The organism is Silvimonas sp. (assembly GCF_031291215.1).
Taxonomy (GTDB): domain Bacteria; phylum Pseudomonadota; class Gammaproteobacteria; order Burkholderiales; family Chitinibacteraceae; genus Silvimonas; species Silvimonas soli.
Window position 1 is genome coordinate 93,858 of the sequence record NZ_JARLJK010000136.1, and the last position, 26,641, is coordinate 120,498.

The 26,641-nt window shown below is 56.9% G+C and carries 30 protein-coding genes; 12 read left to right on the forward strand and 18 right to left on the reverse strand.

What is annotated here, in order from left to right; all coding sequences use genetic code 11:
- Nucleotides 1-77: 77 nt before the first annotated feature.
- Nucleotides 78-485, reverse strand: coding sequence for a DoxX family protein (locus P4L78_RS15970; protein ID WP_309328869.1), 408 nt, complete (start codon nt 483-485; stop codon nt 78-80).
- Nucleotides 486-718: 233 nt separating this feature from the next.
- Here P4L78_RS15970 and P4L78_RS15975 point away from each other — a divergent pair, with 233 nt between their 5' ends.
- Entirely contained in the window at nt 719-1,657 is a 939-nt protein-coding gene (locus tag P4L78_RS15975) for a LysR family transcriptional regulator (RefSeq protein ID WP_309328871.1), read from the forward strand.
- A gap of 100 nt (nt 1,658-1,757) precedes the next feature.
- Here P4L78_RS15975 and P4L78_RS15980 read toward each other — a convergent pair whose 3' ends face one another.
- On the reverse strand, nt 1,758-2,396 hold the full coding sequence (locus tag P4L78_RS15980) for an NAD(P)-dependent oxidoreductase (protein ID WP_309328873.1): 639 nt from the start codon (nt 2,394-2,396) through the stop codon (nt 1,758-1,760).
- 37 nt (nt 2,397-2,433) lie between these two features.
- Nucleotides 2,434-3,108, reverse strand: a complete 675-nt coding sequence (locus P4L78_RS15985) for a DsbA family protein (RefSeq protein WP_309328875.1) — start codon at nt 3,106-3,108, stop codon at nt 2,434-2,436.
- 108 nt (nt 3,109-3,216) lie between these two features.
- Between P4L78_RS15985 and P4L78_RS15990 the strand changes: the two genes are divergently transcribed.
- Complete coding sequence (locus P4L78_RS15990; protein ID WP_309328878.1) at nt 3,217-4,143, forward strand: LysR family transcriptional regulator; 927 nt, start codon at nt 3,217-3,219, stop codon at nt 4,141-4,143.
- A gap of 58 nt (nt 4,144-4,201) precedes the next feature.
- Here P4L78_RS15990 and recX read toward each other — a convergent pair whose 3' ends face one another.
- Nucleotides 4,202-4,717: a recombination regulator RecX gene (recX, locus tag P4L78_RS15995; protein ID WP_309328880.1), complete on the reverse strand. Its 516-nt coding sequence runs from the start codon at nt 4,715-4,717 to the stop codon at nt 4,202-4,204.
- 19 nt (nt 4,718-4,736) lie between these two features.
- Nucleotides 4,737-5,792, reverse strand: coding sequence for a recombinase RecA (gene recA / locus P4L78_RS16000; protein ID WP_283149164.1), 1,056 nt, complete (start codon nt 5,790-5,792; stop codon nt 4,737-4,739).
- A 337-nt stretch (nt 5,793-6,129) separates the two neighbouring features.
- Between recA and P4L78_RS16005 the strand changes: the two genes are divergently transcribed.
- Entirely contained in the window at nt 6,130-7,404 is a 1,275-nt protein-coding gene (locus P4L78_RS16005) for a D-amino acid dehydrogenase (RefSeq protein ID WP_283149165.1), read from the forward strand.
- 72 nt (nt 7,405-7,476) lie between these two features.
- Here the strand turns inward: P4L78_RS16005 and P4L78_RS16010 are convergent, their stop codons facing one another.
- Nucleotides 7,477-8,628 (reverse strand): DUF1615 domain-containing protein, encoded by a 1,152-nt coding sequence (locus P4L78_RS16010; RefSeq protein ID WP_309328883.1) that lies wholly within the window; start codon nt 8,626-8,628, stop codon nt 7,477-7,479.
- Between the two features lie 292 nt (nt 8,629-8,920).
- Between P4L78_RS16010 and P4L78_RS16015 the strand changes: the two genes are divergently transcribed.
- Nucleotides 8,921-9,739 carry a MipA/OmpV family protein gene (locus P4L78_RS16015; protein ID WP_283149167.1) on the forward strand — a complete coding sequence of 273 codons (819 nt, stop codon included), beginning with the start codon at nt 8,921-8,923 and terminating at the stop codon, nt 9,737-9,739.
- Between the two features lie 37 nt (nt 9,740-9,776).
- Here the strand turns inward: P4L78_RS16015 and P4L78_RS16020 are convergent, their stop codons facing one another.
- From P4L78_RS16020 to P4L78_RS16035, 4 genes are all read right to left on the reverse strand, one after another.
- The gene (locus P4L78_RS16020; protein WP_283149168.1) at nt 9,777-10,523 is read right to left on the reverse strand and encodes an SDR family oxidoreductase; all 747 of its coding nucleotides are present in this window, start codon (nt 10,521-10,523) and stop codon (nt 9,777-9,779) included.
- On the reverse strand, nt 10,520-11,110 hold the full coding sequence (locus P4L78_RS16025) for an NMCC_0638 family (lipo)protein (RefSeq protein ID WP_283149169.1): 591 nt from the start codon (nt 11,108-11,110) through the stop codon (nt 10,520-10,522). The genes P4L78_RS16020 and P4L78_RS16025 overlap by 4 nt, the downstream gene beginning before the upstream one ends.
- A gap of 133 nt (nt 11,111-11,243) precedes the next feature.
- Nucleotides 11,244-11,813: a GNAT family protein gene (locus P4L78_RS16030; RefSeq protein WP_309328885.1), complete on the reverse strand. Its 570-nt coding sequence runs from the start codon at nt 11,811-11,813 to the stop codon at nt 11,244-11,246.
- Between the two features lie 185 nt (nt 11,814-11,998).
- Entirely contained in the window at nt 11,999-12,913 is a 915-nt protein-coding gene (locus tag P4L78_RS16035) for a hypothetical protein (protein WP_283149171.1), read from the reverse strand.
- A gap of 353 nt (nt 12,914-13,266) precedes the next feature.
- On the opposite strand from P4L78_RS16035, the gene P4L78_RS16040 reads away from it, so the two are divergent.
- Nucleotides 13,267-13,860, forward strand: coding sequence for a hypothetical protein (locus P4L78_RS16040; RefSeq protein WP_283149172.1), 594 nt, complete (start codon nt 13,267-13,269; stop codon nt 13,858-13,860).
- Between the two features lie 172 nt (nt 13,861-14,032).
- Nucleotides 14,033-14,602 (forward strand): hypothetical protein, encoded by a 570-nt coding sequence (locus P4L78_RS16045; RefSeq protein WP_309328888.1) that lies wholly within the window; start codon nt 14,033-14,035, stop codon nt 14,600-14,602.
- Between the two features lie 36 nt (nt 14,603-14,638).
- Here the strand turns inward: P4L78_RS16045 and P4L78_RS16050 are convergent, their stop codons facing one another.
- The 4 genes from P4L78_RS16050 to P4L78_RS16065 all read right to left on the reverse strand — a co-directional run bounded on the left by P4L78_RS16050 (nt 14,639) and on the right by P4L78_RS16065 (nt 16,677).
- A complete protein-coding gene (locus P4L78_RS16050; RefSeq protein ID WP_309328890.1) occupies nt 14,639-15,427 on the reverse strand; it encodes a sulfite exporter TauE/SafE family protein in 789 nt (262 codons plus the stop codon).
- The gene (locus P4L78_RS16055) at nt 15,424-15,849 is read right to left on the reverse strand and encodes a YeeE/YedE family protein (RefSeq protein WP_309328892.1); all 426 of its coding nucleotides are present in this window, start codon (nt 15,847-15,849) and stop codon (nt 15,424-15,426) included. The genes P4L78_RS16050 and P4L78_RS16055 overlap by 4 nt, the downstream gene beginning before the upstream one ends.
- A gap of 15 nt (nt 15,850-15,864) precedes the next feature.
- Nucleotides 15,865-16,296, reverse strand: coding sequence for a YeeE/YedE family protein (locus P4L78_RS16060; protein ID WP_309328894.1), 432 nt, complete (start codon nt 16,294-16,296; stop codon nt 15,865-15,867).
- Between the two features lie 63 nt (nt 16,297-16,359).
- A complete protein-coding gene (locus P4L78_RS16065) occupies nt 16,360-16,677 on the reverse strand; it encodes a metalloregulator ArsR/SmtB family transcription factor (protein ID WP_309328896.1) in 318 nt (105 codons plus the stop codon).
- A gap of 115 nt (nt 16,678-16,792) precedes the next feature.
- Here P4L78_RS16065 and P4L78_RS16070 point away from each other — a divergent pair, with 115 nt between their 5' ends.
- Nucleotides 16,793-17,674 (forward strand): MBL fold metallo-hydrolase, encoded by an 882-nt coding sequence (locus P4L78_RS16070; protein WP_309328898.1) that lies wholly within the window; start codon nt 16,793-16,795, stop codon nt 17,672-17,674.
- Nucleotides 17,675-17,708: 34 nt separating this feature from the next.
- Here the strand turns inward: P4L78_RS16070 and P4L78_RS16075 are convergent, their stop codons facing one another.
- On the reverse strand, nt 17,709-18,116 hold the full coding sequence (locus tag P4L78_RS16075; RefSeq protein WP_283149179.1) for a DUF805 domain-containing protein: 408 nt from the start codon (nt 18,114-18,116) through the stop codon (nt 17,709-17,711).
- 358 nt (nt 18,117-18,474) lie between these two features.
- Here P4L78_RS16075 and P4L78_RS16080 point away from each other — a divergent pair, with 358 nt between their 5' ends.
- Both P4L78_RS16080 and fghA read left to right on the forward strand, forming a co-directional pair.
- On the forward strand, nt 18,475-19,593 hold the full coding sequence (locus tag P4L78_RS16080; RefSeq protein WP_405051568.1) for an S-(hydroxymethyl)glutathione dehydrogenase/class III alcohol dehydrogenase: 1,119 nt from the start codon (nt 18,475-18,477) through the stop codon (nt 19,591-19,593).
- A gap of 30 nt (nt 19,594-19,623) precedes the next feature.
- Nucleotides 19,624-20,460, forward strand: coding sequence for an S-formylglutathione hydrolase (gene fghA / locus P4L78_RS16085; protein ID WP_283149180.1), 837 nt, complete (start codon nt 19,624-19,626; stop codon nt 20,458-20,460).
- Nucleotides 20,461-20,553: 93 nt separating this feature from the next.
- Here the strand turns inward: fghA and P4L78_RS16090 are convergent, their stop codons facing one another.
- From P4L78_RS16090 to P4L78_RS16100, 3 genes are all read right to left on the reverse strand, one after another.
- Nucleotides 20,554-21,345, reverse strand: coding sequence for a transporter substrate-binding domain-containing protein (locus tag P4L78_RS16090; RefSeq protein ID WP_283149181.1), 792 nt, complete (start codon nt 21,343-21,345; stop codon nt 20,554-20,556).
- Between the two features lie 247 nt (nt 21,346-21,592).
- Nucleotides 21,593-22,732, reverse strand: coding sequence for a metallophosphoesterase (locus tag P4L78_RS16095; protein ID WP_309328900.1), 1,140 nt, complete (start codon nt 22,730-22,732; stop codon nt 21,593-21,595).
- A 245-nt stretch (nt 22,733-22,977) separates the two neighbouring features.
- Nucleotides 22,978-23,124 (reverse strand): hypothetical protein, encoded by a 147-nt coding sequence (locus tag P4L78_RS16100; protein ID WP_283149183.1) that lies wholly within the window; start codon nt 23,122-23,124, stop codon nt 22,978-22,980.
- Nucleotides 23,125-23,411: 287 nt separating this feature from the next.
- Between P4L78_RS16100 and P4L78_RS16105 the strand changes: the two genes are divergently transcribed.
- The 3 genes from P4L78_RS16105 to glcE are packed head-to-tail and all read left to right on the forward strand — an operon-like array spanning nt 23,412 to nt 26,641.
- Nucleotides 23,412-23,993 carry a DJ-1/PfpI family protein gene (locus P4L78_RS16105; RefSeq protein ID WP_309328902.1) on the forward strand — a complete coding sequence of 194 codons (582 nt, stop codon included), beginning with the start codon at nt 23,412-23,414 and terminating at the stop codon, nt 23,991-23,993.
- 54 nt (nt 23,994-24,047) lie between these two features.
- A complete protein-coding gene (locus tag P4L78_RS16110) occupies nt 24,048-25,532 on the forward strand; it encodes an FAD-linked oxidase C-terminal domain-containing protein (protein WP_309328904.1) in 1,485 nt (494 codons plus the stop codon).
- Nucleotides 25,532-26,641 (forward strand): glycolate oxidase subunit GlcE, encoded by a 1,110-nt coding sequence (gene glcE / locus P4L78_RS16115; RefSeq protein ID WP_309328906.1) that lies wholly within the window; start codon nt 25,532-25,534, stop codon nt 26,639-26,641. The genes P4L78_RS16110 and glcE overlap by 1 nt, the downstream gene beginning before the upstream one ends.

Consider the following 26,641-nt stretch of genomic DNA (forward strand, 5'->3'; position numbering starts at 1 on the left):
GACATTATCGGGCAGATTGCCGCTGAGTGCAGTGCTTGTCTTGTTTCCAATTATTGGATTTGCAAACCCGACGCTGCTTAGTTGCGGCCAAACGTCGAGCGTTTGAGTACGAAGGCGCCGTCGCCGAGTAACGCAACTGCGGCAGAGGTCACTGCCAAAAACACGGGGTATTCCCAACCACCGTTCGCATTGGTGAACATCCAGCCGTTACCGAAGTGCACGGTGGCTGCGCCGAACAATTCCAGTGCCAGCACAGCGGCAACCCAGCGCGGAAAGATGCCCAGAATCAGCGCAATGCCGCCGGCCAGTTCGGCAAAGGTAATCGGGTAGGCCAGCCAGCCGGGCAAGCCGAGCGAGGCAAAAAAGTGGGCGGTGCCGGGCAGGGTAAATACAAACAGCTTGGTGGCGCCGTGGGCGACAAACATCACCCCCAAGGCCAGGCGCAAAATGAAAATGCCAAAAGGGGCGGTGCGAGATGAGTTCATGGTGTTGCTCCAGAGTAGATATTGATTGTTGATTGAATATCGGTATTTAGCTGCTGCGTTCTTTAGCGCGGTTTGCCGTTGATTTTTGCGGGCTTCAGGTTTTCCCGCTGGCGTTGCCGCAGCGGATGAAGAACATTGTCTTTGTTTCTATCATTGCGATAAATGAGCTATTCATCAATAATTTGTCCCATATATCGCAATAAAAGGATTGGGTGATGGACCGGTTGCTAGCTATGCAAACTTTCGCCAAGGTGGTTGAAACCGGTAGCTTCGTGCGGGCAGCGGAGAAACTGGATATGTCGACGTCTGCGGTTTCGCGGTTAGTAGCCGAACTGGAAACTCATCTGAACGCACGCTTGCTACAACGCACCACGCGCCGTCTGAGTTTGACCGACGCCGGGCGCGCGTATTTTGAGCGGGCCCAGCAGATCATTGCCGATGTCGATGAAGCCGAGACCGAAGTGGGTAGTGAGGCGTCCAGACCCAGCGGCTGGTTGCGATTTACCGCGCCGGTGTCTTTGGGCACACGCCATCTGGCTGCCGTATTGCCGCGTTATTGCGCGCAATATCCGTTGGTACATCCAGATGTTTCTTTGTCTGATCGAGCTGTAGATCTGGTCGAAGAAGGTCTGGATATGGGTTTGCGCATTGCCGCGCAATTGCCGGGTTCGTATGTGGCACGGCGGATTGCGCCGATCCGCATCATCGCCTGCGCCGCGCCGGGTTATCTGGTTACGCATGGCACGCCCAAAACGCCTGCGGACTTGAAGGAACATCGGGCACTGGCGTATTCATACGCCGCCGATGGCGAAACCTGGACGTTTAGCGACAGCCAGCAGCGGCGCACTTCAGTACAGGTGCGTAGTACTTTTCGCGCCAACAATGGCGACGTGTTGTGTGAGGCGGCGCGGGCGGGCGAGGGCATCATCATGCAACCGACTTTTTTGGTGGGTGAGGACTTGCGCGCCGGGCGACTGGTGCCACTGCTGGCCGATTACACGCTGCCGGAGCTGACCTTGCATGCCATCTACCCAAGTCGTCGGCATTTGTCGGCCAAGGTGCGTTCACTGGTGGAGTTTTTGCAAGCGCAGTGGGGCGAAACGCCACCCTGGGATTGCTGGATGCAAGGCTCGGAGTCTCAAGATTTTCCACCTGCACGCCTGCCGGATTAGCCTTGCGGGTTTGGAGAGGGAAGTCGAGCGACAGTATTAAAGCAAACTGCCCCAACCGTTGCCGGTGGGGCAGTTTGCTGGCAATAGCTATACGGGCGGCTCAGTAGCCAACGGTAAAGCGTTGCTTGCTGTGCTGGTGTTGTTCCAGTTCGTCGATCAGCGCTACGGCGTAATCCTGCACCGAGATTTCGCTCTTGCCAGCGCTGTCCACCAGCAATTGATCGCCGCCCAGACGGAAGACGCCGGTGCGCTCGCCCGGATGGATATATGCCGACGGGCTCAACATGGTCCAGTCCAGGCTGGTTTCGCTGCGCAACAAGTCCAGCGCGTCGCGGGCACCCAAGGCCGTGCCTTTCCATTGTTCAGGGAATTCCGGTGTATCGACAACCTGTAGGCCCGGAGCCACTTCCAGGCTACCGGCACCGCCGACGACCAGCAAACGTTGCAGGGCCGAAGCTTTGGTCGCCGTGAGGATGGATTTGAAGCCTGCCACATAGTAATCACGCACATCCGTCTGGGCGTGGCCGCTGAACGCGCTCAATACGGCGTCATGGCCTTCCAATGTCTGGGTCAATGTGCCGGTATCCAGCACGTTGACTGCCGCGCCGGTCAGACTGGCATGGGCAGGGAGTTTTTCCGGATGCTGAACGATGGCAGTCACTTTATGGCCGCGAGCGAGTGCTTCGGACAGCAGGGCCGATCCGATAAAACCGGTAGCGCCGATCAATACGATATTCATGAGATTCTCCTTGTAGCTGTTATTCAAGTGGTTGTTATTACGGGTTGTTTTGTGCGGATTGATGGTCGTTCTGTAATGCGCTCTGAATCGCCCCGATCAATTGGGTTGGCTCGTGGTACAGCATCTGGTTGGGCACAATGCCGCTGCCGCTTGCGGTTTCCAGTAACAAGGTCGGTACCCCGCCAACCCGGTGCGATTGCATCAGTTGCCTGGCTTGGCTGATGGCTTCAGTCAATGCAGGTGGGGTTGGGCCCTGCAACGAAATCAGAAAGCTCTCTCGCTCAAGCCCGTATTTCTCGGCCACATCCGCCAAGGCCTCAATGTCGCCACTTTGCCGCCCGGCTACATAGCGCAATTGCTGGATCGCATGCAGAACCTCGAGGCCAGCGGCAGGTTGTTGTTCGGTGATCAGATACCACGCTTTGGTTGGTAACCAGGAATCAAAACGACTGGTGAAGTCGCTCAATACGTCATCGTAATAAGCCTGGCTAAAGACTTGCCCGGTGAGTTGCTCGATGCGTTGGTCGTTGCTCCAGAAGTACTCACGCTTTGTGGTCGTCATGGTTTGCCCACCGTCACCGGCAAACAAACCAGTGGGAAGCAGGTGCCATTGCACGTCCAGGTTTTGCGCCAGCGCATCCAGCCCGGGTTGGGCGGCGTAACACCAGCCGCAGAGCGGATCAAACAGCAGGGTCAGGGTGGGTTGGGTCATCGGTTGGTTCGACTGGATTTAAAGTGCTGCTATTTTGCGTGGTGCTATTGATCTGATAAACAGCCTTGTTGATAATTTACTGTTCACTATTTGAAGACAATAAGACCCATGTTGAGCGAACCAGATCTAAACCGGATTGAACTCTTTCTTGCTGTCGCTGAAGCGGGCGGGTTCACTGCGGCGGCAGAACGGATGGGGATAGCCAAGGCCGGGTTGAGTCAGCAAATTGCCAAGCTGGAAGCCGAACTGGGCACGGCACTGTTCGTGCGTACCACCCGGCGAGTGACGTTAACGGAGGCTGGAGAAACGCTGTTTCGGGACGCCGCGCCGCTGATTCAATCGCTGCGTGAAAGTATTGACCGGCTTAACGAGGAAGTCGCCGCGCCATCCGGTACTTTGCGGATTACCGCTCCCGCTGACCACGCCGCCACAGTGCTCGCCCCGGCATTGGCCGCATTTGGCGAGCGCTATCCCGATTTGCAAATTGATTTACTGGCGACCGACCAGGTGCTGGATCTGGTACGTGAACGTGTAGATGTGGCAATCCGCATGGGCTGGTTGCGCGATTCCAGTTTGCGAGCGACGCAACTTGCCCGGTTCGAGCAATACGCCGTGGCGTCTCCAGCCTATCTGGCCAGGCATGGTTTGCCGCGGCACCCGCGTGATCTGGCGACGCATCGCTGGGTGGTGCTCAGCTTGCTGGCCGCACCGCTGACCTGGCGTTTTACCCATGGCGACGGTGAAGATTGCACCGTGCGTTTGCATGCGGCCATGCGCACCAGTACGCCGCTCAGTGCATTGGCGTTAGTGCAGCATGGCGCCGGTATTGCGGTGCTGGATGAAAGTACCGTACGTGCCGGTCTGGTCAGTGGCGATCTGGTCCGACTGGTGCCCGCTTGGGCGTTGCCATCCGGTGGGATATACGCTGTCTATCCAGATAGCCGCCATGTACCGGCCAAGGTGCGAGCGTTTATTGGGTTCTTTCGGGAATGGCTGGAAGCGTTGCCGCACAGTGGGGTGGATGCAGAGAAGTGAGGAACGGGATGTGTGGTACGAAATGGCGTAGTAGCAAGAAATGCAAGGGCGGGATGGCTTAGAAATTGTCTTCTTCGCCACCAACGATGCGATAGATCACATCTGTGGAAAAACCTCGCCCGGCCAGAAAGCGTAATTGTTTGGCGCGTTCTTTCTGATCCTGCGGTAGTTGTCCGAACTTGCGTTGCCACAGTGCGCGAGCTTTGGAAAGCTCGTCACCTTCCATGTTTTCCAGGGTCTCGGTAATAAGCTCACTGGAAACGCCTTTTTGCCTCAATTCAGCAGCAAGTCGGCGCGTGCCATAACGCTGTGACCGAAAATGCGCCCACTGCTCGGCAAAGCGGGCATCAGAAAGCCAGTTGCGTTCCTGAAAGTCATCCAGCAACGCTTCCAGGTGGCTTTCGTCGGGACAGTGTGGCCTTAGTTTGGCCTTTAGCTCTGCCCGTGCATATTCTCGCCGGGACAACATGGCGAGCGCGCGGTGGCGGAATTTTGCGGGGTCGAAGGGCACCGCCGGTGCCGCTTCGAACTCGCTGTCAAAGCCTTCTTCGAAGGCTTCATCATCGTCATGCATGTGCAGGTTTCAAGCCGGATTACGCTTCGAGTACATCGACTTCATCGTTTTGCGTGCCACCAACTTCAATTGGTGTGCTGCTCAGGCCGATTTTTTCGCGAATCTTGGCGACGATTTCAGCCGCGACTTCAGGATTGTCTTTCAGATACTGGCGGGAATTCTCCAGGCCTTGGCCAATCTTGTTGCCGTTATAGCTATACCAGGCACCCGCTTTCTCTACGATCTTGTGGGTGACGCCGTGCTCGACGATCTCGCCTTCACGGCTGATGCCTTCGCCGTACAGAATGTCAAAGGTGATGACGCGGAATGGAGGGGCGACCTTGTTCTTGGCAACTTTGACCTTGGTCTGGTTACCAATGACTTCTTCACCTTTCTTGACTGCGCCAATGCGGCGGATATCCAGACGGACAGAAGCATAGAACTTGAGTGCATTACCGCCGGTGGTGGTTTCCGGGCTCTGGCCGGGCATCATGGCGCCAATCTTCATACGCAACTGGTTGATGAAGATCACCAGCGTGTTGGTGCGCTTGATGTTACCGGTCAGCTTGCGCAGTGCCTGGCTCATCAACCGGGCTTGCAGGCCGACGTGAACGTCGCCCATTTCGCCTTCAATTTCAGCTTTCGGCGTCAGTGCGGCCACCGAGTCGACCACGATGATATCCACGCCGCCAGAACGCACCAGCATGTCAGCGATTTCCAGGGCTTGCTCGCCGGTGTCCGGCTGCGAAATCAGCATGTCGCCAACGTTAACGCCCAGCTTTTGTGCGTAAACCGGGTCCAGCGCGTTTTCCGCATCAATATATGCAGCGGTGCCGCCCAGCTTCTGGATTTCAGCAACCACGTGCAGACACAGCGTGGTTTTACCCGACGATTCTGGTCCGAAAATTTCAACAATACGGCCGCGCGGCAGACCGCCTACACCCAGCCCAAGGTCCAGCCCGAGGGAGCCGGTGGATACGACTTGCAGATCGTTTTCGATCTGGTTGTCGCCCATCTTCATGATGGCGCCTTTGCCGAATTGCCGCTCGATTTGTGCCAGTGCGGCGGCAAGCGCCTTGCTCTTGTTGTCATCCATGACTGAAGACCCGTGAAGAAGTGTGTGGTGGCCGGATTATAGAACAATTGTTCTACTGAAGGGAAGTGCTCGGGGTGACGATTGTCGTAAAGCGTAGTCAGACTGACGCATGGCAGGTTGGCAAAACGCCGGGCTATTTGCGACCTGTATCAGAAATTCTCTAAATAGCAGGTGTGCGCTGACTGAGAGCCATGGTATTTACTAAGCCCTCGGTCAATCGGTGGCAGAACGGCCCGGATTTGATTTTGAGAAGTTACACTTTTCGGCGGTAGTGCATTAAAAAAAGCCATTGATACTGGCAGGGCATAATCGATGCCCACGGCAAGGGGAGAACTGGATGCACGTGGTGGTATTGGGAGCCGGGATCGCTGGCGTAACGTCGGCATGGTTTCTGCACAAGGCGGGGCATGAGGTGACGGTGATTGATCGCGAGCCGGATGCCGCCTTGCAAACCAGTTTTGCCAATGGCGGCCAGATTTCCGTGTGCCATGCCGAGCCATGGGCCAATCCCAAAGCGCCGTGGAAGGTGTTGCAGTGGCTGGCCGAAGAAGATGCACCATTACTGTTTCGGCCTAAAGCGGACTGGGCCCAATGGCGTTGGGGGCTACGCTTCTTGCAAGAGTGCACCCCGGCCCGCGCGCGCCACAATCTGCAAAATCTGGTACGACTGGGGCTGTACAGCCGGGCACAACTGCAACAGTTGCGTCACGATACCGGGCTGCATTACGACGAATTGACCAAAGGGATTTTGCACTACTACACGGACGAGGCCGAGTTTGCAGCAGCAGTACCGGCAGCAGCCCTGATGCGTCAGGTGGGGCTGGATCGGCAAGTGAAGTCAGCACAGGAATGTCTTGCCATTGAGCCCGCATTGGCCAGTTCGTTGCGGCCGATAGTGGGGGGCACCTACACACCCAGCGATGAATCCGGTGATGCGCACAAATTCACCCACCATTTGGCCCAGCTCGCCGCGCAAGCTGGTGTGGTGTTTCGCTATGGCACGCAAATTGATTACCTGGAAGACGCACAATCGTGCGAGATATCTGGCGTGCAATTGCGTTGGCAAGAAGCGGACGGCTATCCCCGCACCGAATTATTACAGGCCGATGCTTATCTGGTTTGTCTGGGCAGTTTTAGTCCGCAACTACTTAAACCACTCAAGATCACCCTGGATATTTATCCAGCCAAAGGGTATTCCGCGACGATTCCGGTGCGCCCGGGCGATATAGCACCAGAAGTCAGTTTGACCGACGATGGCCACAAACTGGTGTTCTCGCGCCTGGGAGACCGCTTGCGCGTTGCCGGTACGGCTGAGCTCAATGGTTATGACCTGACGCTTAATCCGGTTCGTTGTGCCGCGTTAATCCACCGCACCCGCGAGATATTCCCACATGCGGGCGATTACGATAACGCCACGTTCTGGAGTGGCCTGCGCCCGACCACGCCTGGCAATCTGCCTTATATTGGCGGCACCCGTTATCCCAACCTGTTTATCAATAGCGGGCACGGCACGCTGGGCTGGACCGAAGGTTGTGGCGCCGGTAAAGCCGTGGCGGACATCATTTCCGGACATCAGCCTGAGGTCGATTTTCCGTTCTGTTCCGGTTTATAAGCCCCAGCATGCAATAAGCCGGGATCATCCCGGCTTATTGTTATTACCTGTTCGCTGCTCGCGTGTGCACTGTCAGTTACCGCTATTCATGCGCCCCAGACAATCCTGATAGCGCCCATCAACCCGCTGGGCAAACCATGCCGTGGTCAGCTTGCGCGTAATTTTGGGGCTGATCAGCCGGATTTGCGGCAACGCTTCCTGCGGTACCGGTTTGCCCGCGACCTTGGTGGCGAGCGCAAAGACCCGCTGATAAGTTGGGGTTTGCGCGAAGGAGGAATAGCGTTCCTGCCGGATGTCGCTAAGCATCTGTGCTCTGGAAATCCCCAACTTTCCCGTCATGCCAAACAACAGGCGCTGGGTGTCAGTTACGTCATTGTTGGGCGCCGTGCCGGTATAGCTCATCAGATAACCATCGGGAACCAGTTTGCTGCCACTGATGCGCGCCAATGCCAACTGGAAAGCGGCACTGCGGCTGGCGTAACGGCCCGCGTTGTAATCAGCAAAGCGGTAAACCATTTGCGTGTATTTGGCCGGGTATTGCAGCAAATGCGCGGTGCCAAAATAAACGCTGCCGCGGCGAGTAAACACTTCGTCACGCAAGCTGCGCTGGATCTTGTATGGGTACGGCCAGACTTTGACGTGGCCTTTGGCAAACTCAACACCCACCTGCATGGGGCCACCAGTGCGAATCGGGTTGTCGTCGGCCAACAACTTGGGGCCAAACGGCAGTTCGGTAATCATGTCTTCAAACAACGCGTTCATCTGGCGTTCGGTCTGCAACGAATCGACCCGCTGGTTATAGCTGCGACCGTCTGGTGAAGCTTTGGCAAAAGCCGCTTGTACCACCAGTCGCGGAATGCCGAACTTGTGGATGCGTTTGTCGATCTCGCTCCACACAATCTTGGGCAGACCCGGCACGACCGGATCGCTCTGGAAACTGGATTCCTGCGCAATGACGGCGATCGAAGCGCAGAAGAACGATGGCGTATAGGGAATCTTCAATGCGCTGAAAGCATTGAAGATGTCGGTAGACCAGCCCGCGCGATCCGGTATGCCGGTGGGCAGCAGCTTGTTGAGCAAAGCTCGACCCTCTTTGTCACCACCAGCGGCCTGATTGGGTTGCAAAGGTGGCGGCGTCGGGCGCGGCGTGGGCGTGACAACTGCTGGCGTACTGGCGGGTGCTGGCTCGGGTGTGGGTTCGACGTCCGGAAGAGGGGCCGTCATCGTTTCCGGCGGCGGCTCTTGCACAGACGTGGAAGATGCAGAGTCTGGGGGCAAGGTTGGCTCGGCATGAGTTACCGGAACGGCAAGCATGAGGGCAAGTGCAAAAGGGAGCGAGATACGCACGGCGGGGAGGGATTCAAAGGCGGGAAGGCTGCAAGAGTATCAAACCTGTTGCGGCGTAACCACCATCAGATCAACAAACCACTGCCCGGCTTGGTATTGGCAGTTTCATGCTCTTTAATACATAAGCCTGTGGGATTTGTCTCGCAGCGCCATTAATTCGGAGAATTCTATGTTGTTGCGCGCCCGGCGGTTGGTAGTTGGCAAATTATGTGCGGGATTGCTTGCCCTTGCCGGGTTGTTGGCGCCGGTCGCCAATGCCATCGATTTACCACCGGCACCTAACCTGTTTGGTATCGGAGTGGGGGTAACAACGCAATGCAGCGGCTGTAAAGATACCTATGTCGGCGCGGTGCCAGGCCTGAATTATCGCGGCGATGGCTGGCTGGTGGAGTGGTACGGGCCATATGCGCAGTTCGATCTGGGCAAAACGGGTTCGGGCTTTCGCTGGGGGCCGGCGCTGAATGTCAAATTGGGCCGCAGCGATCTTGACGACCCGGTGCTGCGGCGCCTGCCGGATATCGACACCACGCTGGAAGTGGGTGGTTTTGTTGGCTACCAGTATCTAAGCGGTGGCGATATTCCGTATCGTTTCCGGCTGTATGCCAATATCTTGACCAATGGCGGGCAGGTTTATGACGGCGTGCGCGGAGCCGTGCAAGCATCAATCTGGGCGCCGGCTTCACCACAATGGCTATTCGGTCTGGGTTTGGGCTATGGCTGGGCCAGCAAGAGTTTCATGAACACCTATTACGGGGTCGACGAAGCGGCATCACAAGCTTCCGGTTTGCCGGTATTCAGTGCCAATAGTGGCAATCAACAGGTTTATGGCTGGCTCGGCGCTATTTACTTCATTAATAAACATTGGGCAGTGGGCACGGCAGTAATCGACCAGCGCCTGATTGGCTCGGCGGCCGATACGCCCATCGTCACCCAGCGTGGCACGGCCAATCAGCTGACCTATGGCGTGGGTCTGGGGTATCTGTGGTAAATGCTATGGAATGGCATGGCGGGTGCGTTGCGAATGCTTAGCGTCCGCCCGCCACATCGATGAACGAACCGGTAATGTAAGACGCCTCGGCAGACATTAGCCAAAGGATGGCGTTGGCGACTTCTTCTGGCGTTCCGCCGCGTTGCAATGGGATGACAGACCGCACCCGCTCGATCCGGTCGGGTTCACCGGCACTGGCATGAATGTCGGTGTAAATCGGACCAGGGCGAACGCCGTTCACCCGGATACCTTCACTGGCCACTTCTTTGGCAAGACCGATCGTCATGGTGTCGATGGCGCCCTTGGTCGCGGCATAATCGATGTACTCGTTGGGTGAACCCAGCCGAGCTGCGGCTGAAGACACATTGACAATGACACCACCCTGGCCACCGTGGCGGGTCGACATCCGCAGCACGGCTTCGCGGGCACACAACAGCGGGCCAATTGCGTTGGTCGTAAACACCCGCTGTAGCCGCGCGCTGGTCATCTGCTCAAGCCGCATCTGCGGTTCTATCATTCCGGCGTTGTTGACCAGGGCACTGATCGGCCCCAAGGCCCGGCTGGCCTCTTCAAACAGGCGCACCACGTCGGCTTCAAGCGCCATGTCCGCCGCAATGGCAATGGCTTGCCCACCCATGGCTTGAATGTCGCTCACTACTTGCCCGGCGGCGGCGGCGTTATGCAGATAGTTCACACAAACCGCATAGCCGCGCGCACCGGCGAGCCGGGCTGTTGCCGCGCCAATGCCACGACTACTCCCGGTAATGATGACCACGGGTCTCATTTTTTATCTGCCGCATCTGGCGTAAACGGCGACAAGGTCAGCCGGATTTGTACCGGAGCCATGGTGGAATCGGTGGTGGTGGAGATCATCATCAGGCCTTGTTGGGCCTTCTCTTTGGTATTGATGATGGTGGTGGCTTGCTGGTGATAGTTCAGCCCACCTTCCATGATGGTTTTATCGACCAGGCTCTTGACCTTGGTGCCCGGACGTTTGATGTTCTTGATGATCTTTTGCATATTCTGTTCAACGCCTGCGGCGTCCGCCTGCCGCGCCCAGACCGAACACATCGGCTCAGACAAAACCAGAATAAATTGCCCTTCGGGGCTGGACGCGCCCCATACCTGGCCCGGGCGGCCACGCAGCACGTCGGCGGTAAATTTGTCGTTGGCGGGCTGCATGCCTTTTTGCTTGGCCCAATCGGCCGAGGCCTTGTTGTTTCCTGGATGAGCAACACAGGATTCAACAAAAATGTCTGTGGCGATATTGGCTTGTTTCTGCCCCAACGTGACGCTGTCGTCGGCATGCGCCAAACAGGCTGTGAGTGCTGCACATATCGCAAACAAAGACTTTGGGTTTTTCAATTTCATTGCAATAAACCTGCCTGAGAAAAGCCTGGAAATGGGAATAAACGGCGATGAACGACGCGAAAGCGCCAGTGTGCCACCAACCCTGCCAAAGTAAAGTGTTCGTTGGCTAGTCATTGCGCGGCGGCTTGGTTGGTTACGCAAGCGTCAGTTTGGGCTGCGGCTGAATGAATTCGTGCTTGAGTAATCCCAACTGCACCAGATCATGGTATTGCTCCAGCCAGTAACCGCCCTGGCGCAGCTGGCCTTCGCGCGCAAACCCCAGGTTTTCCAGTACCCGTAACGAGGGCGTATTGCGCGGATGCACCAGCGCCTCGATCCGGTTCAGCTGCATGCCCTCCAGCGCCCAGCCGATGACGCTTTCCAGTGCTTCGCGCATATAGCCGTGTCCCCATGCGGGGTGAGCCAGTTCGTAACCCAGACTGCAACTACGCCAGGATTTGTTCCATTTGAATACACCACAAGAACCAATCAACCGGGCATCATCGCGCCGCTCAATCGCCCAGCGCATGCCTGGTGCGGCCATGTGCGGCAGATTGATAAAAAAAGCCAGCAATGCATCAGCGCCAAGCTGATCAACAACCGGATCAGAGCCAAACCACTGCATGGCTTGTGCATCGGAATGGATGGCAAACAAGGCTGGCGCATCGGCCTGGGTAAAGGCGCGCAAGATCAGGCGTTCGGTATGCAGCGTAGGGAAGTCCATCGAATCAGCATCTGGTGGTGTGTGACGGGATAACGACTATGCCATGCGTATGGCTGTCGCAGAAAGCAGATCGAACCCGGTTGAGATCAGCTGTGTCAGAGAGTGAGTGGTCTTGGTGGCAAAAATAGCTGGCAGCTAGCCAGCTATTTATTCTGGTCAGCCAGGTTCAGGCCTGGCTCGCCATATCAGAACTCGTAACCCGCACCCAGCAACACGATATCGCTATCGCGGCTGTAATTGGTGACGATACGGTGCCATTCCACCCGCGCGCGCAGGTGTTCCATCACCTTGTAGCTGGCGGTGAGCGTAACCAATCCGGATAACCGGTCTGGATCGCTGTCATCCGTGGTGTTGCTGGATTTATCTACCAGCACATAGGCGCCGACACCTACGCCCAAGGTGAATTGCTTGTTGTAAAACTCCGGCTCTAGCCACACCTGAGCCAGCGCGCCATTGCGGCGGATGGTGGCAGGGTTGTTTTCGTTTAGCCAGGCGCCCGAAACCTTGACCCACGGATTAACAGCGTAGCGATATTCAACGCTGGCGGCGCTGCCCGTTTCCGAGTTGAAACTGTTCAAAATGGTTTTACCGCCGTAAACCGTAACTTCTTGCCGACCGGCCGGTATCTGCCAGTTAGCGCTGCCCAGCGTGTCCGGGCTCAGCGCATAGCCCACGCCCAGCGTGACCGAATTGGTGTCGATGCTGCCGGTGGCCTGAACGTGGTTCAGGCGCAATTGATAAAGCCAGTTGCTATCGGGGTTTTGCCAGACCGCCGTCAGGCTATACAGCACGCCCCAACCGTGATTATCCGAGTAAGTGTCGCTGGTGGCGGCCGAGGTGGTATCGAAATATCGATAAGGCCCGACACCCGCACCAAACCGCAAGTGACTCCACAGTGGATCAGTGTGATACCAGACCTGCACGCTGTGGCCATCGCGATGATGGTCTGCCACGTGGCCTTCATTCATCCAGGTAAAGCTGGCAGACCAGTTGGGTGTAATCGGGTGCGAATACGAGAGCATCCAGTCGTAGGAGTGATCATCCTGCGCGGCGGAGCGCATGGCGCCGGCATCCAGCCAGACTACGTCAGCCTGGGCCACGCGTGAAACCAGTAAAAGTGAACAAATGCAGAATGCTGAAGCGAGGGGGAGGCGATACAAAACAGACTTCCTGAAGTGAAAAACGGCTAAGTACGCACGGTCCGCGATGAGAGCTTAAACATGCGTGCTTGCTAATGTTTAGTTGTAATTACAGAAAAATGCATTAAGTTGGAGGAGAGAATATGAAAGCCGCATGGTCATACCCTGTCAGGAATAAATGAAACTGAATGGCAGAAGTAATCCATCCTGAAAGCGGAGCACTTCCGGATCATCTCTCCATTTTTTTGTTTTGGCCGATTGTTGCCAGAGCATCCAACACGCAGTCAAACCTGACCTTTCGGAGTTATTACTTTATGAAATCAACCCACGCCCTGATCCTTCCGGCAGCATTGCTCGCCTTGCTGGCAGTAACGCAACCGGCATTTGCAGCGGATGCTTCAGCGCCAGCCGCCCAGATTATCGATGCAGGTGGCGCGGCACAGGTCGGACACGCCAAAGGCGTCATTATTGCGATTGATCCGGCTACCCGCGTGGTCTCCATCAAGGGCGAGAAAGGTCACGTTGTTGACGTGACCAATCCACCGGAAGTAAAGAATTTTGACCAACTCAAGGTGGGCGATAAAGTTAGCGTTGAATACCGTCGTTCCATCGCGCTGGCACTCAAGCGTGGCGGCAATGGCATTCGCTCGGAAGTGGAAACCACGGCAAAAGCTTCGGCTGCCGCTGGCGAGAAGCCAGGTGGTATGGAAGTACGCCGTCGGACGCTCGTTGCCAATGTGCTGAGCGTGAACCACAAGACGCAAACCATTACCGTCAAAGGCCCGAAGAACCGTGTGGTTGACGTGAAGGTTGAAGATCCAGCCGTGTTCAAGGAAATAAAGAAGGGTGACCAGATTGTGGCTGTGGTCACCGACGCGTTGGCGGTTTCTGTAACGCCAGGCAACTGATCCAGTCGATGATTCAAGCAACAAGAGAGGCGCTGTTGGCCTCTCTTGTTGCTTGAATCAGGCTGTTTTGATATTGGCAAAACAAATAAACAACGATTGAACAGCAAGTGGCAAGAAAATCGCCCGGTAGTTGTCCGTTGCCCGGCGCATATATCCTTGTGAGGAGGTTTTGATGATGTTTTTTGCAAAACAGCCAGGCTGGCGCGCTTTGGCCGTGATCGTGGCAATGTGTGGATTAATGGGCAATGCGCTGGCGGCCAATGGCAGCAATGTTCCCGAAAAACGCAATACGGTTAAATTGAATGTGCGTGATCTGGTTGACCGACTGGAAAAAGCTGATCCCAGCCTGAAAGCCAAAATCGACCAAAGCGTGGGTTACGCTGCATTTACCAATAACGCGACCGGCGTACTGATGTTTGGCGGTTTTGGTAATGGCCTGGCCAAAGATATCAAGAAAAACAAAGAAATCTATATGCGCATGACCAGCCCATCCACTGGTTGGGGGAAGGGCGTCAAGGAATACAGCGTGGTTTTTGTGTTTGAAACGCAGGAAACGCTGGATAACTTTGCTTCACGTGGTTACGTCTTGCCGGCGGAGGCGATTACGGCATCGCAAGCGGCAGGCAAAGGCGCAGCAGAAGTATCACCCGGCATCTGGGTTTATCAACTGGATGCGCAAGGTATTGCACCAGCCTTGACCAGCCAGGGCGTGAAGTTTTACGTGGACCCGCAACTGAATTAACCCGACGCGGCTGCGCATGATCGCTCGAGCTACCAGTCAGAGCGCTTTGGCGATCATGCTTAGCCCGATCAGCAACACCAGCAGCGCAAACCCGCGCTGAATCTGGGCTCCGGGCAAGTGTTGAGCCAGCAGCCGCCCGGCAATCATTCCGCTTACCACGGCTCCCAGAAAAGGCCAGGTAACGGCGGGCGGCAGGACGGTGCCATGCCACTGCGCCGTCAAAACTCCGCCGCAGCCGGTGAGGGCGATCACGAATAGTGAGGTCGCCACAATCGCGTGCATGCTCAAACTGGTAAAGCGGCGCAGAGCGGGCACGATCACAAAGCCGCCGCCCACACCCAGTAGCCCCGTCAGCAAGCCCGTTACCATGCCTATCCCGCCTACCACTGCGACGCTCGCGGGCGTCCAGACCAGGCGGCCTGTGGCAGGATTGACGCTACAACGTGGCAACAGACGACTGTCTTCGGGCGCTTGACTGGCACGATGCAAGCCCCGAAAGGCGACGATCAGCATGGTGATCCCGAACAAACCGGTAAGCCAGTCCGTAGGTATGCGATGGGCCAGCCACGCGCCGACGCCCGTCAATGGCACGCCAAGAGCCGCCATCAACAGGCCAGCCCGATAGCGCACCAGCCCTTGCCGAAAACCTTCCACCGCGCCCGTCGCTGCGCCTGCTGCCACTGCAATAAGGGCCACTGGCGCGGCTTGCTGCACAGTCCAACCCAAGCCGGCAACCAGAGCTGGCACAGCCAGGATGCCACCACCAGCGCCAGTCAGGCCCAATACCGCGCCCACCAGCGCGCCAAGTAGCAGAACCAGGATCACGATGCGTTATTCCGGTGGTGTTCCAGCCACTCAAAAATGCCCATGCCGACCAGCATCGCCGCTACAAACAGCAGGCCTTCGGTTTTGCCGCTACCCATCAAAACCAATGCCGGGCCGGGGCAGATGCCAGCCAGGCCCCAGCCGATGCCGAAAATCATGCTGCCAAGGATGAGTCGGCGATCAATACGGCGGCTTTGCGGCAATTGCATAGGTAAGCCAAGCAATGATGTCGTGCGTTTTTTGGCAAGGGCAAACGCAGGCAGGCCAACTGCAATTGCTCCGCCCATGACCAGCGCCAGCGATGGGTCCCAACGTCCGGCCAGATCAAGAAAACCGGACACCTTGGCCGGATTGGCCATGCCCGCCAGCAACAGACCCAAACCAAATACCAGACCCGAAAGCGCAGCAAAGACGATATTCATAAGATGAGTTCCGTTTCAGGCCAGAACGTGGCGCAGTATAAACACGGTGGCGAAACCGAACGCCATAAAGATGAGTGTGGCCGCCAGGGAACGCCCGGACAACCGGGACAATCCGCACACACCGTGGCCGCTGGTGCAACCCGCGCCATAACGAGTGCCAATGCCCACCAGCAAGCCCGCCAGCACAATCAGCCATGACGACGCCGTGATCTCAATCGGTCGCAGCGCCGCAAGGGAACGCCAGAGCAATGGCGCAATCACCAGCCCGGCAACAAAAGCCACACGCCAGCTCGTCTGGCCACTAACTGGTCGCAGCAAACCGCCAACGATGCCGCTAATGCCGGCGATACGGCCATTAAACAAGGCAAAGCCTGCCGCAGCCAGCCCAATCAATATGCCCCCTGCCAGCGAAGTCCATGGGGTGAAGTGTTGCCAATCCAGGGTCATGATCAAATCCATAATTCGTGTACGCAGACGCGACCACAAGGGCTCAGCCGCATGTAAAAGTGCTTATTGGGGGCAGTACAGCTGATAGAGCGTTTCCAATAGCTTGAGCACCCGTGGGTCGGCGATGCGGTAGTACATCCGTTTACCATCGCGCCGGGTAGCAACCAGCCCTTCACTGCGGAGTACGCCGAGTTGTTGTGAAAGTGTGGGCTGATGCAGATCCAGCGCGTCTTCCAGTTCGCTGACCGAGCTTTCGCCCTGGCTGAGCTGGCACAGCAGCAGCAAGCGGTCCGGATTGGCCAGCACGCGCAATGTAGTGGTGGCTTCGTTGGCGCCTTGGCGCATGAGTGCCAGCGGGGGAGCGAGATGATCAAGAGTCATGACATGGATAACCGTGGTCTGACCTGGCCGGTCAGCGCAGGTGTTTCTAAACAATTTACAAACATATATTATATTAATTGGTATATCGACGAAAGATCATCACCGGGAACATCTCATGCAAGCGCTGATAGAAACCGTGTTTGACACCGCCACAGGTACCGCTACCCATGTGGTATACGACCGTCGCAATGGCTATGCCGCGGTAATTGACCCGGTGCTCGATTACGATGCCAAAGCCGGGCGCATCCGTACTACCAACGCTGATCGGGTACTGGCGTTGCTGGCCAGTCACGGTCTAACCCTGCAATGGATACTGGAAACCCACGCCCACGCCGATCATCTATCGGCAGCGCAGTACCTCAAACAGCAAGCGGGGGGACGAGTCGCCATTGGCGAGAACATTCTGGCGGTGCAGCAGACCTTCAAACGGCTGTTCAATCTTGGCGATGACTTCAACCCTGACGGCACGCAATTTGATCAATTGCTGGCTGCCGACGAGGTCATCACGATTGGCGAGTTGCACGCCGAAGTGCTGGCGGTGCCGGGGCATACAGCGGCAGATATCGCTTTTCAGATCGGCGACATTGTCTTTGTTGGCGATACCTTGTTCATGCCAGATGTTGGTACGGCCCGCTGCGATTTTCCGGGCGGCGATGCGCGCGTGTTGTATCAATCCATACGCAAGCTACTGGATTTACCGGCTGAAACGCGCCTGCTGCTATGCCATGATTACCCGCCAGCGCAGCAACGTGCGCCGGTTTGGGAAAGCACTGTTGGGGCGCAAAGAGCGGCGAATATCCATGTCCGTGACGGTATTGGCGAAGATGAATTTGTGGCCATGCGTAACCAGCGCGACATGACGCTGGATGTGCCGTTGCTGATTTTGCCTGCGGTGCAAGTCAATATCCGGGCGGGAAGCCTGCCGCAGGCGGAAAGCAACGGGGTGCAATATCTGAAAATTCCACTCAACGCACTTGGGCGTTCGCGCGCCGGTTGAATTGAGTGGAGTGGGCCAGATGCCTGCATCCTGACTAAAACTGGCCTGGCACAGGCGCTTCTGGTTCGTCGAAATCCAGCCGTGGCGATGGGCCATAGCGATTGGTACCCGGAGTGCTCTGCTGCAGCATGAACACCAGCATCACAATCGCCCCCACGATGGGCAGCAAGACGATCAGTAACCACCAGCCAGTGTGGTCACCGTCATGCAGGCGGCGCACGGTGACCGCCAGCGATGGCAGCAGCACCGCCAGGCCATATACGGTACCCAAAATGCCAATTGCTTCGCCGTGGCTTTCAATGGTCAAACCCGTCAGATGATCAATCACCCGCAAAATGACGGTGATGATGACGTTGCACAACACGAACATCCAGTATTCCTTGCGGCGTGCGCGGCCGCTGAAACCCAGGTAATTCTTTAATACAGCCAGGTACCAGTTCATCTGTTTTTTCCTTGGTCTGGATTGCGGTCTGATTTTATTTTCCGGCACCAATGCGGCGAGCGCCGGGGCTGGGCAAGTTGCGGCCAGGTGCTGATTTTATAGCTGATTCACTGAACGGATGCCGGATGACAAATCCGTTTACCGCGTGCGTCTCGACCAAACGCTGTCGCCAACATTCAATCTGCCGCGATACATTTATTTGTGAAGTGCGTCAGCCCGTTGATTTTTCTGCGTTTATTGGCTGGCAGCATGCAACGGGCCACGCCTGGAGCCAGGGAGTTCCATTCAGTTGACATGTCTGGCGGCCTATAATGCGGCTTCTGTACCCCTGTTACCGCTTTTGCCAAGGAAATCCATCATGATCAAATCCCGTGCCGCCGTTGCCTGGGCCGCCAGACAACCATTGGAAATTGTTGAAGTTGAGGTGGATGGCCCGAAAGCGGGCGAGGTGCTGGTACGGATCGTGGCGACCGGCGTCTGCCATACCGATGCTTATACCTTGTCCGGTGCCGACCCTGAGGGGATCTTCCCGACCATCCTTGGCCACGAAGGCGGAGCGATTGTGATGGAAGTGGGCGCTGGCGTAATCAGCGTCAAACCGGGCGACCACGTGATTCCGCTGTACACCCCGGAATGCGGCAAATGCAAGTTCTGCCTGTCGGGCAAAACTAACCTGTGCCAGGCCATTCGCGCCACGCAAGGCAAGGGTTTGATGCCTGATGGCACCAGCCGCTTTTCGTATCAAGGCAAACCGATTTACCACTATATGGGCACCTCGACGTTCTCTGAGTACACCGTGTTGCCAGAGATTGCCGTCGCCAAAATCAGCAAAGAAGCGCCTCTCGAAAAAGTCTGCCTGCTCGGTTGCGGCGTCACCACTGGCATGGGCGCGGTCATGAACACCGCCAAGGTTCAGCCAGGCAGCACCGTCGCCATCTTTGGTCTGGGCGGGATTGGCCTGTCGGCGATTATCGGCGCGGTGATGGCCAAGGCCGAGCGCATCATTGGCGTTGACGTGAATCCGGCCAAGTTTGAGATTGCCCGGCAATTGGGCGCCACAGATTGCATTAATCCAGCTGATTACGACAAACCGATCCAGGAAGTCATTGTTGAACTCACCGATGGTGGCGTGGATTACTCGTTTGAATGCATCGGCAACACCAAAGTCATGCGTTCAGCACTGGAGTGCTGTCATAAAGGGTGGGGTGAATCGATCATCATCGGCGTGGCCGGTGCGGGTGAAGAAATCAGCACCCGGCCATTCCAGCTGGTCACCGGCCGCGTCTGGAAGGGCTCGGCATTTGGTGGCGTACGCGGTCGTTCCGAGCTGCCTGGTTATGTGGACCGCTACATGAAGGGCGAGTTTGAACTGGATACCTTCATCACCCACACCATGGGCTTGCAGGACATCAACAAGGCGTTTGATCTGATGCACGAAGGCAAGAGCATTCGCAGCGTCATTCACTACGATCTTTAATCGCACTCAGACCGCATCGGAGTCCGCTGCATGGCGTTAACCCAACTCTCCCGCAATCGCGCCTTTGGCGGTTGGCAAAGTCGGCATCAACACACTTCAAGTCATTTGCATTGCGACATGAAGTTTGCGGTTTATCTGCCGCCCCAGGCAGAAACGCAGAAAGTGCCGGTGGTGTACTGGTTGTCCGGGCTGACCTGTACGGACGAGAACTTCACTCATAAGGCGGGCGCACAGCGTATTGCGGCTGAGTTGGGGCTGGCGCTGGTGATCTGCGATACCAGTCCGCGCGGGCCAGCGGTCGCCGATGATGGCAGCTACGATCTGGGGCAGGGCGCTGGTTTTTATCTGAACGCCACCCAATCGCCGTGGGCCGAACATTATCAGATGCACGATTATGTGGTGCATGAACTACCGGAGCTGGTTGAGGCGCATTTTCCGGTGCTGCCAGTGCGCGGGATTGCCGGACATTCAATGGGCGGGCACGGTGCATTGGTGCTGGCGCTGCGCAATCCGGGGCACTATCGCTCGGTATCTGCTTTCGCGCCGATCTGCCATCCGGCTGAGGTACCGTGGGGTAAAAAAGCATTTACGGCGTATCTGGGCGAGAACGAAGCGGCCTGGCAGGAATGGGATGCTTCGGCGCTGCTACGTAAAGCCACTGAACATCTGCCCATGCTGATCGACCAAGGCGAAGACGATGAATTTCTGTCCACCCAACTGTGGCCAGAAGCCTTGGTCGGCCCGGCGCAAGCCAGCGGTTATCCACTGACCTTACGTCGTCAGCCAGGCTACGACCACAGCTATTATTTCATCGCGACTTTCATGGAAGACCATCTGCGCCATCACGCGGCTTGCTTGTATGGCTGAGTGATGGCCTTGCCAGCTGGCATTCAGAAAATGGGGTGCATCCATGTGCACCCCATTTATCGATCTACCGGTCCGCCTGTAAATCCACAAACCTCAAGGCGTCGATTTATCGATCACGTCTACCTGGAAGTAATGCTTGGCGATCTTGTCGAACGTGCCATCGGCCTTCAGCGCCGCAATCGCGTCATTCAACTGCTGGCGTAATGCCGTATCCGATTTGCGCAGCCCAATCCCCACGCCAGGCCCGAAAATCGAGGCATCCTTGATCGGTGCTCCGGCATAACCAAAAGCCGAACCAATATCGGTACGCAAAAAGCCTGAATAGGCCGCTTGCGATTCTTGCAACGAGGCGTCGATGTTGTTGGCCAACAGGTCCATGTACACCTTGTCCTGATTCGAATATTCCACCACGGTGACGCCCTTGGGCTCCCAACGGGTTTTGGCATAAGTAGCCATGATCGAACCCTGCAGCACGCCGATGCGCTTACCCTTAAGTGACGAAACATCAGGTGTCAGATGGCTCTTTTTGTTGGCGATCAATTGCACCGGCACGGCGTAAATCGGGTCAGTAAAGGCAATGCTTTTCAGGCGTTCTTCGGTGATATTCATGGCGGAATGGATCGCATCAAAGCGATTGGCCTGCAACGCCGGGATCAGATTGTCGAAGGGCATTTCCACCCAACTGCATTGAGCTTCGATTTTCTTGCACAAGGCATTGGCAATATCGATATCAAAACCCTGCAACTTGCCCGAGACACTTTTGGATTCAAACGGTGGGTAAGCGGCTTCAATGCCAATGCGGATTACTGCGGCTTTTTGGGCCAGGGCAACGCTGCTGCCAATGGCTAGAGCCAAAGCCAGCACAAGCTGCTTGCGCAAGTTCATAAGTACTCCCGATCTGTGTGGTTTGACTGGTTTTTATTTGATGTGAATACCGCGCCCAATCTGACAGCCCGTCCTGCTACTCACAAGCGTGGCTATCCCTAAGGGGCGTTGGGCATCAGAACAGCATAAGCAAAGGCTGTTCCAGATCAGTCGTATACAAGAAGGGTGGGCAATGCACAAGCAATGGCGCGGGTTAACGCTCAGGAAGAGCAGCAACCCGCGCCAGCGAAGAGGATGCAATGATGATTTATGGTGCAGTCACCAGGCGTAAGCGGGTGATTTCGGACGGTGCACCAAAGCGTTTCGGTGGCCCCCAATAGCCAGTGCCACGGCTGGTATACACCCATAGCTGATTCAACTGGTTCAGCCCGGCGGTAAAGGGTTGCTGAAAGCGCACAAACAAATTCCACGGCCAGAACTGGCCACCATGGGTGTGACCGGACAACTGCAAATCAAATCCGGCGGCAGCGGCGGCAGTAGCAGTGCGCGGTTGGTGCGCCAGTAGTACTTTGATCCCGGCATCGGCCGGAGCGCCTGCCATGGCGGCGACAGGATCGCTGCGTTGCGCTTCATTGAAATGGTGCGCGCCGTAATCGGTTACGCCGGCCAACACCAGCGGTGCGACGCCATCATGCTGCAACACGACGTGTTCATTGAGCAGCACATGCAGGCCAAGGCGACGTAACTCGGCGGTCCATTCGTCCGCGCCAGAATAATATTCGTGATTGCCGGTTACAAAGTAGGTGCCGTGGCGAGCGCTCAGGCGGGCCAGCGGCGCGGTGTGCTGGTTCAGATCAGCCACACTGCCATCCACCAGATCTCCGGTCACCGCGATCACATCTGCGTTCAGGGTGTTGACCTTGTTGACGATGGCATCCAGATAATTGCGTTTGATAGTTGGGCCAACGTGGATATCGCTGATCTGGGCAATGGTAAAACCATTGAGATTGGCGGGCAGGCCAGCTACCGGCACATCTACGTTCACTACATGCGCACGACGGCGAGCGTTCACGAAGCCGATCAGCGTGACCAGCAGCGCCAGCGCCGGAACCGCTACTGCCGACCATTGCACCAACTCAGCGTACTGGCTGGCCGCCAGTAACAGACCCACCAGCAACACCACCTCGCGCAGCAGCGTCAGCACAAACAACGACGAAAACAGCCCCATGGCCAGCATGCCAGCCCAAGCCAGCCGGTCTGACAACGGCTGGCGCTGGATGCCGCGCGCCAGCAAACCCAAGGGCAGCAACAGGCAAGACAGCACCAGACCGGCAACACCCACGATCTGACCGGCCAGACCCAGCGGCAACGCCGGGATCAACCGGATGCCGATATACAGATGTAGCACCACCAGCAAGCTGACGGCAAAAGTGAACGAACGACGCATTGGGCAAGCTCCAGATAACCACCGCAAACAGGTGGCTGGATGATTTTGGTGGGGAACCGGCGTTGCCAGTAACACAGCGGCACTGGTGCGGGTTAGCCCGATTTGTCTTAGCTAGATGGGTAACTCATATGACATATTCAAGCAGGGCGCCCCAGGAAAATGGCCAGACGGCGGCTGAACGCCATCACTCACGTGTAAAAAACAAACCCCGCGTTGAGCGGGGTTTGTTGCATGCGCCAGTGAACTTACTGGCCCATTTTCACGCCTTGAGTCGGGTTGGCCGGGTTGTCGCCTTTGTGCCAGCGTTCACCTTGTGAACCGCCAGCCAGCGCTGCGGTAGTAGCAAAAGCCATAGAAAACAGAACAACGAGTGACATGGCAATACGTTTCATGATGGTTTCTCCTGTTGTTGGTGCGAGGATTTTTTCCCCGTCAGTAGTACTTACGCATAGACCGTCCAAATGGATGCAAAGTTCATTGCGGTAGATATAATAATTTTCTGAACTTCTTTGTCATGGATTTGCAACGACTGATATCCGCGTCAGAAAATTTCTTTCTTGCCCAGACATTTACCGTGTGATCGGTTAGCTGATCTTCGGCGCCGGTAAGTGGCGGCTTTATGGTCTAGCGTGATGCATGGGCGACTTCTGTCGCGCCCATACGACCTGCGGAGATCAACATGAGTGCGAAGAAAATACTGGTACTGGCTGGGGATTACGTCGAAGACTACGAACTGATGGTGCCATTTCAGGCGCTGTTGATGGTGGGGCACAAGCTGGATGTGGTTTGTCCGGACAAAAAAGCGGGCGAGCAGATTCGTACTGCCATTCACGACTTTGAAGGCGACCAGACTTATAGCGAAAAGCGCGGCCACAACTTCACATTGAATGCCACGTTTAGCGAGATCAATCCGGCCAGTTACGATGCCTTGTTGATTCCTGGCGGGCGTGCCCCGGAATATATCCGGCTGAATTCTGCGGTGCTGGACGCAGTGCGCCACTTTGCCCAAGCCAACAAGCCTATCGCCGCCATTTGCCACGGCGCGCAATTGCTGGCAGCGGCTGGCGTGCTGGAAGGGCGCTCATGTTCGGCTTATCCGGCTTGCGCGCCTGAGGTCAAACTGGCTGGTGGTACCTATGCCGAAGTGGAAATTACCGGGGCCCATCGTGACGGCAATCTGGTGACCGCCCCAGCTTGGCCAGCCCATCCGGCATGGCTGGCGGCTTTTCTGGAGGTGCTGGGCACGCGGATTACGCTATAACCAAGGGTAGGGGATGCATCCTGCCCGGGTGCATCCAGACTGCCAGGTTGGGAAATGCACACAGATACCCGCCCCTCAAGTAGTGATCTCACAGCTCGTTTGCTGTATGCATTGCAGCGCGAGATTCCGTCCTGTCAGATATTGTCTGATCGTGAAGATACCGCCCCTTACGAGAGCGATGCCTTGCCGGTGTATCGGCAATTGCCGCTGGCGGTGGCTTTGCCCGCCAATGAGGCCGAAGTCCAGGGCGTCTTGCGGGTATGTCGGCGATTGGGCGTGCCGGTGGTGCCTCGCGGCGGCGGTACGAGTTTGTCTGGCGGGGCGACACCCATGGCGCATGGTCTGGTGCTATCGCTGGCGCGACTGAAAAACATTGTGTCGGTCGATCCGTTAGCCCGCACCGCAACCGTGCAGCCCGGCGTGCGCAATATCCAGATATCAGAAGTCGCCGCGCCCTACGGTCTTTACTACGCGCCTGATCCTTCATCGCAGATTGCCTGCACCATCGGCGGTAATCTGGCCGAAAACGCCGGTGGCCTGCATTGTCTGAAATACGGCCTGACCGTGCATAACATCTTGCGCGCCCGCGCCATCAGCATGGATGGCGACATTCTGGAGTTCGGCTCACTGGCGCCTGACGCGCCGGGGCTGGACTTGCTGGCCATTCTGATTGGCAGTGAAGGCATGTTTGCGGTGGTTACGGAGATCACCGTGCGTTTGATTCCGCGTCCGCGCACAGCCCGGTTGGTGCTGGCCAGTTTTGACGATGTCGAAACTGCAGGCGATGCGGTAGCGGCCATCATCGGCGCGGGGATCATTCCCGCCGGGCTGGAAATGATGGATCAACCCGCTGTTCAGGCCGTCGAGGCGTTTGTGCACGCTGGATACGACCAAGGCGCCGCGGCTATTTTGTTATGCGAATCCGATGGCACCAGCGAAGAAGTCGCCGACGAAATCGCACGTATCGGCGAGGTTCTGCAACAGCACAACGCACGTCTGGTGCAGGTTTCGGCCAACGAAACCGAGCGGCTGAAATGGTGGTCCGGTCGCAAAAATGCGCTACCGGCAGCGGGTAGACTGGCGCCGGATTACTTTTGCATGGACGGCACCATTCCCCGGCGCGCTATCGGCAAATTACTCAAGCGTATCAAAGCCATGGAGACAATATATGGTCTGCGGTGCTTGAACGTGTTTCACGCGGGCGATGGCAATCTGCATCCGCTCATCCTGTTTGACGGGAATGATGCCGATGAATTGCGGCGCGCTGAAGCTTTTGGCGCCGACATCCTTGAGCGCTGCGTTGAATTGGGCGGCACCATCACCGGCGAGCATGGGGTAGGTATCGAAAAACTTGATTCCATGTGCGTGCAGTTCGCCCAAGCCGAGCGCGAGACTTTTCTGGCGATCAAGCGAGCCTTTGATCCGTTGGGTCTGCTCAATGCCGACAAGGGTATTCCCACCCACGCCCGCTGCGCCGAGCATGGTCAGTTGCGGGTGACGGCGGGGCAACTGCCATTCCCGGACATTCCGAGGTTCTGATGGCGCAACCCGACCCAGTCCTGGCGTTGGCACGTATCCGCGATCAGGTACGCGCGGCCACTTCGACGCAAACCCCGTTACGCCTTCATGCTGGAAACACCAAAGCCTGGTACGGCAATCCGGTGCAAGGTGAGCCGCTGGACTTGCGGGAGTACGCGGGGATTGTGGCCTATGACCCGGCCGAACTGGTGATTACCGCGCGTTGTGGTACGCCGCTGCGGGACATCGAAAGTGCCTTGGCCGCCAGTGGCCAGATGCTGCCGTTTGAACCGCCGCACTTTGGCCCAGAGGCCACGTTGGGAGGTTGCGTGGCCGCCGGACTCGCCGGGCCGCGGCGGATGTATAGCGGCGCCATTCGCGATTTTGTGTTGGGTGCCACCAGCCTGAATGGGCGCGGCGATGTCATGCATTTTGGTGGTCAGGTCATCAAAAATGTGGCTGGTTACGATGTTTCTCGCCTGTTTGCCGGCTCGCAGGGCACGCTGGGTGTGCTGCTGGAGATATCAATCCGTCTACTTCCGGCACCACAACATGGCCAGACCTTGCGCTTTGTAATGGACGAGGCACAGGCCATTGAAACCATGAACTATTGGGCGGGCAAACCTTTACCGCTGACCGCCTCCTCGTGGCATCAGGGCGAATTGTTATTACGGCTGGCCGGTAGTCAAGCTGGCGTGATGGCTGCCACCTCGGAACTGGGCGGCGATCTGCTGGCGCCAGAGGTTGCGGATGCGCGCTGGCACGCGCTTAAAGAACAGACAGATCCGTTTTTTGCTCTGCAACACCAAGCGGATTGGCAAGAGTGTGACTTGTGGCGCCTGGCCGTACCACCCACTGCGCCTGCCCTGGCTTTGCGGGGCGAGCAGCTTATTGAATGGGGCGGCGGCCAACGCTGGTGGTTGACGGATGAATCCGCGACCGACATCCGTACTATTGCGGTAAGCGCTGGCGGACATGCCACGCTATGGCGGCGGCCATTTACCAAGCCCATATTGACCAACGCTTTTTCCCCACTGGCACCAGCGTTACTGGCGATTCATCGTCGGCTAAAAACGGTGTTTGATCCCGCAGGCATCTTTAATCAGCATCGCCTTTACCCGGACTTCTGA